At 44.3% G+C, this 9347-nt stretch carries 7 protein-coding genes and 2 pseudogenes; 8 read left to right on the top strand and 1 reads right to left on the bottom strand.

The window, feature by feature from the left end; all coding sequences use genetic code 11:
• Positions 1–137 precede the first annotated feature (137 nt).
• The 8 genes and pseudogenes from ACRC32_RS02620 to ACRC32_RS02585 all read left to right on the top strand — a co-directional run.
• Positions 138–737: pseudogene (locus ACRC32_RS02620) on the top strand (APC family permease); the annotation flags it as partial.
• A gap of 131 nt (positions 738–868) precedes the next feature.
• Positions 869–1504 carry an SAM-dependent methyltransferase gene (locus ACRC32_RS02615; RefSeq protein WP_438552514.1) on the top strand — a complete coding sequence of 212 codons (636 nt, stop codon included), beginning with the start codon at positions 869–871 and terminating at the stop codon, positions 1502–1504.
• A 46-nt stretch (positions 1505–1550) separates the two neighbouring features.
• On the top strand, positions 1551–2198 hold the full coding sequence (locus ACRC32_RS02610; protein WP_438552513.1) for a fasciclin domain-containing protein: 648 nt from the start codon (positions 1551–1553) through the stop codon (positions 2196–2198).
• 69 nt (positions 2199–2267) lie between these two features.
• The gene (locus ACRC32_RS02605) at positions 2268–3077 is read left to right on the top strand and encodes an SDR family oxidoreductase (RefSeq protein WP_438552512.1); all 810 of its coding nucleotides are present in this window, start codon (positions 2268–2270) and stop codon (positions 3075–3077) included.
• Between the two features lie 118 nt (positions 3078–3195).
• Positions 3196–3699, top strand: coding sequence for a DUF1772 domain-containing protein (locus tag ACRC32_RS02600; protein WP_438552511.1), 504 nt, complete (start codon positions 3196–3198; stop codon positions 3697–3699).
• 12 nt (positions 3700–3711) lie between these two features.
• Positions 3712–3777: pseudogene (locus tag ACRC32_RS02595) on the top strand (pentapeptide repeat-containing protein); the annotation flags it as partial.
• A gap of 418 nt (positions 3778–4195) precedes the next feature.
• A complete protein-coding gene (locus ACRC32_RS02590) occupies positions 4196–6832 on the top strand; it encodes an MGH1-like glycoside hydrolase domain-containing protein (RefSeq protein ID WP_438552510.1) in 2637 nt (878 codons plus the stop codon).
• Between the two features lie 268 nt (positions 6833–7100).
• Positions 7101–8480: a glycoside hydrolase 100 family protein gene (locus tag ACRC32_RS02585; protein WP_438552509.1), complete on the top strand. Its 1380-nt coding sequence runs from the start codon at positions 7101–7103 to the stop codon at positions 8478–8480.
• Between the two features lie 10 nt (positions 8481–8490).
• Here ACRC32_RS02585 and ACRC32_RS02580 read toward each other — a convergent pair.
• Positions 8491–9347: HAD-IC family P-type ATPase (locus ACRC32_RS02580; RefSeq protein ID WP_438552508.1), on the bottom strand; the 857-nt coding region annotated here is incomplete at its 5' end.

Here is a 9347-nt window from a genome sequence, read left to right as displayed (position 1 = left end):
TCACTTCTGCATCATGACTGCACCTATAATCAGCACCTGATTGTCTGCTCTGGCGTGACCCGTTCACTCACCGCAGCAAAACACAGAAGACTGCAATGCTTATCAGCTAAGCTTTTCAACTTATCTTAGTGCCATTCGGATTAGAGGCTATGGGGCAGTCTCAAGCAGTAGCAGCAGATTTGATGCAGCGTGCTTTGGGCGAAGGTCGCGAAGCGAACCGCCTTCGGCATCGCGGCGCAATAATTATTAGTTTGCTAATTGTCATTGCTAGTTTGGGTTCGATTAACGCCACGATTTTTACTGGCGCACGCAGTAATTACGCTTTGGGACAAGACTTTTCTCTATTAAGTGTTCTGAAATTCTCGTTCCAGTCTCGTAGTTCTCCTACTGGTGCTTTGTTAGTCCAGGGAGCGATCGCCCTAGCCTTAGTAGTGTTAGGCACGATGACTCGCAGAGGCTTTGAAACGATGGTAGAATTTACCGCGCCTGTATTTTGGTTCTTTTTCCTATTAACTGGGATTTCGCTTTTGGTACTGCGAATGCGAGAACCGCACGTTCAGCGCCCATTTCAAGTACCGCTTTATCCTTTTACGCCTCTACTTTTTTGTGCTGTCTGTGCCTATCTGTTTTATTCCAGTTTGGCGTATACGGGCGTAGGGGCAATAACAGGCATTTTGGTGGTAGGACTCGGTATCCCATTGTGGCATTGGCATTGTGCTAAACAAGGCAGGGTTTAAGTCACTCAAAAGTCAAAAGTTAAAACATAGGAACGGTTTCACCCAGAATCTCGATCGATAACAAAATTTTTGGTAAACCCACCTCTACAAAAGCTAGAAGTTAAAAACAATTATCAAAAGGAGTGCAGTTCGTGCAATTACAAAAAATCCTACTTGGAATAGTTGCAAGTGCAAGCGTTGCCAGCTTAGGTATTGCTGGATGTACGTCGCCCCAATTAGAGGCAGAGGCACAAGCACCGACTTCAACGACTCAATCCCCAGCAGCTCCAACCCCACCTCAAGAGCGTCAACCTGACGTTCCCTACGTACCAACACCTCAGCCTGTGGTGGATGCCATGCTGAAACTAGCTGAAGTTGGTAAGAATGACGTGCTTTACGACCTTGGTAGCGGCGATGGGCGAATTCCGGTAACTGCTGCTCAAAGGTACGGGACGCAATCGGTTGGTATAGACATTAATCCTCAACGCATTCGAGAGGCTAAGGAGAACGCTCAAAGTTCGGGAGTGAGCGATCGCGTCCAGTTTCGCCAGCAAGATTTGTTCGGAACCGATCTGAGTCAAGCATCAGTAGTGACGCTTTATTTACTACCAGATATCAACCTCAAACTCCGCCCCAAGCTGTTGCAAGAACTTAAACCAGGGACTCGTATTGTTTCTCACTCTTTTGACATGGGAGAGTGGAAGCCCCAAAGAGTAGAGCAGGTAAACGGTAGCACGATTTATCTGTGGACTGTGCCTGAAAATGTCCCAGAGAATTTGCGCTCCTAATTTAACGTTCGTAAAAATTTAGTTTCAAAAACAGAGGATAAATCGGATGAAAGTTCAAAATTGTACTCACACAATGAAAAAATTAGCAGGACTCGCGGCAGGTTTGATGATTCTCCCAGTCATCGCTGCTTGCGAACCACAACAAACAGCACAGACCCCTCCGACCGCGACCCAACCATCTCCAGGTGCTACAACATCTCCAGGCGAACCAACACCAGGCGCGACACCTGGAACTACAACCCCTCCTGCTGCCCAAGCAGAGGCAGATGATAACCATGTGGTTGATGTAGTACAAGCAAATCCTTCGCTGAAAACCCTTGCCTCTGTCATTGATGAAACAGATGCTAATGAAGTCTTAGAACTTCAGGGTCCATATACGGTGTTCGCACCCTCGGATGAAGCCTTTAATGCGCTTCCCGCAGAAACTCGGCAACGCCTGCTACAACCAGAAAATCGCCAACAGCTGGCTCAGATTCTTTTTTACCACGTCGTTCCTGGTCAAGTGAGTGCCGACCAACTGCAATCGGGAGACGTGAAAACAGTAGAAGGTGCGAATGTCAACGTTCAAGTTGACCAAACTGCCAATCAAGTGAGAGTGAATGATGCCACCGTGACGCAGGCAGATATTCCCGCTAGCAATGGCGTGGTTCACATTGTCGATCGCGTTATCTTACCTCCCAACTTTAATATCTAGTTCGGCTGAGAGACGCAAAATTTTGCGTCTCTAGCGGAAGATGACATATAGAACTGGAGGAAGAACTCTATGAAGGGATTAAAAGGCAAAAACGTACTAGTGACGGGTGCGAGTTCGGGGATCGGACAAGCAATTGCAATTCGTCTTGCCTCTGAAGGATGCAATATTGCCATCAACTACCGTAAAAGCCCTGAGTCGGCGGAAGATACTGAAGAAATGGCAATGCAAAAAGCGTGTGGAGACGTGGAAAATTGCGGCGTAAAATCTTTGCTGGTACAGGGAGATGTCTCGAAAGAAGAAGACATCTCGAACATGGTCGATACTGTAATTGAAAGATTTGGCAGTTTAGATATTCTAGTCAACAATGCCGGAATTCAAACTGAATGTCCCTCTCATGAAATTGAAACGGCGGACTTCGATCGAGTGTTAGCGGTGAATTTGCGCGGTGCTTATTTGTGCGCCCGCGAAACTATCAAACACTTATTATCTCAAAATCGTCAGGGAATTATTATCAACATTTCCAGCGTTCATGAAATAATTCCTAGACCCACGTATCTCAGCTATTCCATCAGCAAAGGTGGGATGGAAAACATGACCAAAACCCTAGGATTAGAGTATGCCAATCGAGGAATTCGAGTTAATGCCGTCGCTCCAGGTGCGACAGTTACACCAATTAACGAAGCCTGGACGGATGACCCCCAAAAGAAGGCGATCGTTGAAAGTCACATTCCGATGGGTCGTGCTGGTACTTCCGAAGAAATGGCAGCAGCAGTCGCTTTTTTAGCTTCAGATGAAGCCGCATACATCACCGGACAAACTCTTTTTGTAGATGGTGGTTTGACTCTCTATGCTGATTTTCGCGAGGCGTGGTCAGCCTGATAAGAGTTCACTCCTGAAGTGGTTAGTCACCCGCTCGCCAAGTGAAGGTAAGGTGAAGTTGGTGAATAGAAACGCTAAACCAAATCGGAAAAGACTACAGAACAAGGAGAATACGTATATGGCAAAACCCATCGCGCAAATCGTGTTGTGGCTATTTGTTATCAACCTCGGCATCGCATTTGGCGCTGGGTTGTACGAGTCTCGTATCGTCTTTCCCCAATGGCTCAGTTCTTCGCCAGAATTAGAGTACCATTGGAACGCTGAAGCTGCACGTCAGGCAAACACTGGGCTGAGGTTCTGGGTTTACGTCACAACTGTGCCACTTACTCTTCTCACCATAGCGAATCTGATAGCCGCTTGGTGGGCGCAGGGTACTCTACGTCGCTGGTGGTTAATCGCCTCTGTGTCTGCTTTGGCGGATAGAATTTTCACCTTCTTATACTTCATCCCTACAATGGTTGAACTGATGGGCAATACCTTATCTCAGCCAGAAGCAGTGTCTTTGGCATCGCAATGGGAGAATCTAAACCATGTGCGTCACGCGCTCGTTCTGGTAGCGTGGTTGGCAGCTCTGAAGGCGTTCTCTTTGATGAGTTGGCACGGTGTAACAAGACGTGGCTGAGCTTCGTCTTTACAAGAAGCTAATCTCCAAAGGGCAGATTTAGAAGGAGCAAATCTAACGAAAGCCAATATTATATGAGCAAATTTACAACAGGCGGAAATGGAGAATATCGTCATGCCTGATGGAGCAATTAGAAATAATTAATTTGCTTGTTTAAGTAGCAGTCGGTACACTTAACAACGTATTGAAAGAGCGGTAAACGATCGATAGTCGATGGCGAAGTGCTATTAACTATTAACCATTAATTATACTCAAATAAAAATACTATAGTAATACAGACTAGACAAAAATAATCGAAAAACCGTCGCGTAACAAAGAAAAATTTGTAGTGGTGAATTGGTGGAGGATTACTGACATGAGCAATCCTGGGCTTAGTTTTTCTCTACCTGAAAAGGTTTTTCCGCTCGGAAGTTGAGTACAAAATTACCAACACAAACAGATCTACTTTAGAAGACCTTCGCTTTCCACTTCCTAATCGAGTTCATGGAGTAAAAACATGACCGCAGAAGAAAAAAGACTGGAAGAAAACCGCACTCGTCAAGCTTATTGGCGGCGTTGGGGACCCTATTTGAGCGATCGCCAATGGGGTACTGTACGCGAAGATTACAGTCGGGATGGTAACGCTTGGGATTATTTTCCTCACGAACACGCACGTTCTCGCGCCTATCGTTGGGGGGAAGATGGAATAGCGGGAATTTCCGATAATCATCAAAGACTTTGTTTTGCGATCGCCCTGTGGAATGGAGCAGATCCAATTCTGAAAGAAAGGTTATTTGGTTTAACTGGACCCGAAGGCAATCACGGGGAAGATGTTAAAGAATACTATTTTTATCTTGACAACACTCCCAGTCATGCCTACATGAAATATCTCTACAAATATCCCCAAACAGAGTTTCCTTACACTCAATTAGTTCAAGAAAATCAGCAACGGGGATACTACGATTCTGAATTTGAATTAGTTGATACTGGCATCTTTGACAAGAATGAATACTTTGATGTATTTGTCGAATACGCTAAAAACTCTCCAGAAGATATTCTGATTCAAATTACAGTTGTCAATCGCAGCTTAGAAGCAAGAACGCTTCATCTCTTACCGACTCTCTGGTTCTTTAATACTTGGGATTGGGATCGAAATAGCGAAAAACCTTCGCTTCAAATGATGAAACCTGACGTTCTTACCAGTGCTATTGAAGCTACTCATTCTACTTTAGGAAAAAGATGGTTATATTGTCAAAATGGTGGCAAGTTGTTATTTACAGACAATGAAACGAATCATCAAAAGCTGTTTGAAGTTAGCAACACTTCTCCTTACGTCAAAGATGGCATTAACGATTATGTTGTGGAGGGTGTTGAAGCAGCTATTAATCCGCAGCAAGTAGGTACAAAAGCTGCTTGCTACTATTTGTTAAATATTGGTGCAGGTGAAGAACAGGTAGTACGGCTACGACTTAGCGATCTCGGTAAACTAACACATCCATTTGTAGAGTTTGATGTAATTTTGCAGGTTCGCAAGCAAGAGGCAGATGAATTTTACCAACAAATTTCTCCAAGTCATCTATCAGCAGATTGTCGTAACGTACAACGACAAGCTTTTGCTGGCTTGCTATGGACAAAACAGTTTTATCACTATGTCATAGAAGATTGGCTGAATGGCGATCCAAATCAACCAACTCCACAACGTCATAATGCTCGCAACCAAGAGTGGATGCATCTATTTAATGATGACATTCTTTCTATGCCCGATAAATGGGAATTTCCTTGGTTTGCAGCTTGGGATTTAGCTTTTCATGTCATTCCGTTAGCCACAATCGATCCAGATTTTGCCAAGCGACAAATGGATAGATTGACGCGAGAATGGTATCTGCATCCTAACGGGCAAATTCCGGCTTATGAATGGCATTTTAGCGATGTAAATCCTCCGGTTCATGCTTGGGGAACTTGGCGAGTTTATCAAATTGAGCGAGATATTTATCATCGCGCCGATACTGATTTTCTCGAAAGAGTCTTTCAGAAATTACTGCTCAACTTTACTTGGTGGGTGAATCGAAAAGATAATGATGGGAATAATGTCTTTCAGGGAGGATTTTTAGGATTAGATAATATCGGCATTTTTGACCGGAGTTCTGAATTGCCTACAGGTGGATATTTAGAGCAGTCAGACGGTACGAGTTGGATGGGGATGTATTGTCTGAATATGTTGGCGATCGCATTGGAGTTGGCAAAAACTAATCCGACTTATGAGGATATTGCTAGCAAGTTTTTCGAGCATTTCCTCTATATTGCCGATGCGATGAATCATATTGGCGAAACTCAGATTCATTTGTGGGATGACGAAGATAAGTTTTTCTATGATGTCCTGCATTCACCTCATGACGAACGCCATCACCTTAAAGTTCGTTCGATGGTAGGTTTAGTTCCTCTATTTGCAGTAGAGATTCTAGAACCAGATTTATTAGAACGATTTCCAGGGTTTAGAAAACGTTTTGAATGGTTTATCAACAATCGTCCCAAACTCCAAGAAAATATCGCTTCTTTGACAGCCGAAGGAAAAGAAAGTAAAAGATTGCTGGCGATTGTCAGCCCCGAAAAGCTCAAGCTAATTCTACAAAGGATGTTAGACGAAAGCGAATTTTTGAGCGAGTATGGTATCCGTTCTGTCTCCAAATTTCATCTAGAAAACCCATACAATTTTAACGTTGACGGTCAGCAACACCAAGTTAGTTACGAGCCTGCTGAATCTACAAGTGGGATGTTTGGCGGTAATTCCAATTGGCGCGGTCCCATTTGGTTTCCAATGAATTATCTCATCATTGAGTCTCTGCAAAAATTTCATAACTATTTAGGGGATGATTTTAAAGTTGAATGTCCCACTGGCTCCGGTCATTGGATGAATTTAGCAGAAGTGGCTTCAGAACTATCTCAAAGATTGACAAGTATTTTCTTGCAAAATAGTGGAAATAGTCGTCCAGTTCATGGTGGTAACGCTCTATTTCAAACTCATCCCGACTGGCAAGATTTGCTACTATTTTACGAATACTTTCACGGCGACAACGGTGCGGGATTGGGCGCAAATCATCAGACGGGTTGGACGGGATTAGTAGCCAATTTAATTCGCGATTGTGGAGAGATGTAATCAAATTTGCTTCTACGAATATCTGTGGCACAGCTTCGCCTAACGCGCTTGAATAGATTGGCGAAAGTACCTCTTATTGAGGACGAAGTTTAGCAGAAATTAAATTACCTTTCAGATGTGAATCCTGAAGTTAGCGAACGGAGAGATAAATAGCGATCTTCTTCGCGTCTTAGCACGCCAGTTGCTACAACGGAGGAAACCTCCGCAACGCACTGGCTCGTCTTTGCGCAACACAAATCTTTAAAACACCCGATCGAAACAAACAACTATGTGGGAAAAAGAAGCCTGGAAACTACTAGAAAACTCCATCATCTACTACCAAGGGCAACCAATCGGCACGCTTGCAGCTCAAGATCCAGAACTGAAAGCACTCAATTACGACCAGTGTTTTATCCGTGATTTCGTCCCGTCAGCCTTAGTATTTCTCATGCATGGCAAAACAGAAATCGTGCGGAACTTCTTGATCGAAACGCTGGCAATGCAACAAAATCACGATCGCGAGATGGATTGCTTTGCCCCAGGACCAGGCTTAATGCCAGCTAGCTTTAAAGTAGAACATAACGGCGACAAAGAATTTATCGAATCAGATTTTGGCGAAAGCGCGATCGCCCGCGTTCCTCCCGTCGATTCTTGTCTGTGGTGGCTGCTGTTATTAAGAGCTTATATCAAAACCACAGGAGATATTGAATTGGCTCATCGGTCAGAGTTTCAAGAGGGAATCAAACTGATTCTCGATTTATGTCTGGCGCATCGGTTTGCCATGTATCCTACTCTTCCTGTTCTCGACGGCTCGTTTATGATTGACCGTCGCATGGGAGTTGACGGGCATCCTTTAGAAATTCAAGTATTGTTCTATGCTGCATTACGAACCACAAAAGAGTTGTTGTTGCCGGAAAATGGCGGCGATCGCTATCTTGATGCAGTCAAGCAACGATTGGGCGCTTTAAACTACCACGTCCGCGAATATTATTGGATAGATTTGCAGCGAGTGAATGAAATTTATCGCTTTAAAGGAGATGAATTTGGCAAAGAAGTTGCGAATAAATTCAATATTTATGCTGAATCAATTCCTGCTTGGTTAACTGAATGGTTGCCTGAAACCGGAGGATATTTAGCGGGAAACTTGGGACCAGGACTCATGGATTTTCGCTTCTTTTCACTGGGAAATCTGCTGGCAATTCTAGTTTCCTTAGCAAGCGTTTCAGAATCTCAGAGCATTATGGATTTATTTGAACAGCGGTGGCACGATTTGATTGGGTTTATGCCTTTGAAAATTTGTTTTCCTGCCGTAGAAGGTTTAGAGTGGCGGATCGTGACTGGATGCGATCCGAAAAATCTCCCCTGGTCTTATCATAATGGTGGTAACTGGGCTACTTTACTTTGGTTATTTGCCGCCGCCGCGCAAAAAACAGGACGGCAAGAACTAGCGAATAGAGCGATCGCGCTGGCTGAAAGCCGTTTAGTTGAGGACAAATATCCCGAATATTACGATGGTAAGAATGGGCGCTTGATTGGCAAAGAAGCTAGAATTTATCAAACTTGGACGATCGCGGGATTGCTAGCAGCAAAAGAGATAATGGCAAACCCGAAACATATTGAATTATTCAGTTTTGAGGAGGGAATTGAAAGTCCAGGTTGTCGGTTGTAGTCATTGCGATCTATTCAGGGCGATCGATCCAATTCACCAAAATAGCTAATGGAATCATTGGTAAAGCAGGCAGCAAACAGATTAGCCACTGATTCAAATTCAACGGTGCGGTAGCAAATAAGTTATTCATCACGCTCCATTGACTGAAGACAATTTGCAATACGACTGCGGCAAGAATACCCAGCGCGATCGCCTTTGTACCGCTAATTGAAACTCTTCTACCGCGAATAGAGAGCGCGATCGCTTTTCCTAGATGACTGATACTCAATAAATACACGATTCTGGCTGCCACCAAAGCTTGAATTGCCATCGTTCGCGCCAAGGTGACATCTCCCGTATTTTGACGTACCCCCTCGAACAGACCAAAAATCAGAATCCAGTTAAAGGCGGAAATCGCCAAAATCCGCTGTAACAGTTTTCCTGAGATTAACGGTTCCCTAGGGTTGCGTGGCGGTTGTTGCATGACCCCCTCAGATTTAGGTTCAAATGCAAGCGGTACTGTCATTGCCACTGAGTTGACCATATTCAACCACAAGACTTGTAAAGACAAAATTGGTAAATCTCTGGCGAGTAAGGCACTAATTAGAATCGTCATCGACTCGCCACCGTTGACGGGTAAGATAAACGCGATCGCCTTGCGTAAATTTTGATATACTGTCCTTCCTTCCTCTACTGCGGCTTCAATCGAGGCAAAGTTATCATCCGTCAGCAGCATATCGGCGGCTTCTCTAGCGACATCCGTTCCCGCACCGCCCATCGCTACACCAATATCGGCTTGTTTGAGGGCTGGGGCATCATTCACCCCGTCCCCCGTCATTGCTACAATTTCACCTTTGGATTGTAAAGCTTCTACCAAGCGCAATTTTT

Source organism: Chroococcidiopsis sp., assembly GCF_051657925.1.
Classification (GTDB): Bacteria; Cyanobacteriota; Cyanobacteriia; order Cyanobacteriales; family Chroococcidiopsidaceae; genus Chroococcidiopsis.
The sequence above is the reverse complement of the archived record's forward strand: the minus strand, read 5'-3'. Positions and strand labels throughout refer to the sequence as shown.